The following is a 478-nucleotide window of genomic DNA, read 5'->3' as shown; positions in this document are numbered from 1 at the left end:
TTTCCGGGGTGGTGACCGTCGTGAGGGCGGTTTCCGTGGCGGTGAGCGCTCGGGTGGTTTCCGGGGCGGTGACCGTGACGGTGGTTTCCGCGGTGGTGACCGTCGTGAGGGCGGCTTCCGGGGCGGTGACCGTGACGGCGGCTTCCGGGGCGGGGACCGTCGCGAAGGCGGCTTCCGCCGCGATGATCGTGCCGGTGGTGCGCCGAGCGGGGACCGTCGCGAGGGCGGCTTCCGCCGCGATGATCGTGCCGGTGGTGCGCCGGGCGGTGATCGTCGTGACGGTGGTTTCCGGGGTGGTGACCGTCGTGAGGGCGGTTTCCGTGGCGGTGAGCGCTCGGGTGGTTTCCGGGGCGGTGACCGTGACGGTGGTTTCCGCGGTGGAGACCGTCGTGAGGGTGGCTTCCGCCGTGACGATCGTGCCGGTGGCGCTTCCGGTGGCGACCGTCGTGAGAGCGGCTTCCGAGGCGGCGAGCGTCGC

Annotated in this window: 1 pseudogene; it reads right to left on the bottom strand. The window is 72.6% G+C overall.

From position 1 onward, the window contains the following. Positions 1 to 478, bottom strand: a pseudogene (locus ACIA6B_RS27830) (hypothetical protein); the annotation flags it as partial.

Source organism: Micromonospora sp. NPDC051141, assembly GCF_044455765.1.
Taxonomy (GTDB): Bacteria; Actinomycetota; Actinomycetes; order Mycobacteriales; family Micromonosporaceae; genus Micromonospora.
Note: the sequence above shows the minus strand (reverse complement) of the source record. Positions and strands in the feature narration are given on the sequence as shown.